Raw genomic sequence first — 367 nt, 5'->3', positions numbered from 1 at the left:
GTATAATGGGTCAGCGACTTACATTCAGTGGCAAGCTTAACCGATTAGGGAAGGCGTAGCGAAAGCGAGTCCGAATAGGGCGTTGAGTCGCTGGGTGTAGACCCGAAACCAGATGATCTATCCATGGCCAGGTTGAAGGTGCGGTAACACGTACTGGAGGACCGAACCCACTAACGTTGAAAAGTTAGGGGATGAGCTGTGGATAGGGGTGAAAGGCTAAACAAATCTGGAAATAGCTGGTTCTCTCCGAAAACTATTTAGGTAGTGCCTCGTGTCTCACCTTCGGGGGTAGAGCACTGTCATGGTTGGGGGGTCTATTGCTGATTACCCCGCCATAGCAAACTCCGAATACCGAAGAGTGCAATCA

General features: G+C 50.4%; 1 rRNA gene. It reads left to right on the top strand.

The features are described from left to right. Positions 1 to 367: ribosomal RNA gene (locus AC1DCG_RS25220) — 23S ribosomal RNA — on the top strand; the annotation flags it as partial.

Source organism: Caulobacter sp. 10L414 (assembly GCF_056395525.1).
This window is presented reverse-complemented; position numbering and strand designations above follow the sequence as displayed.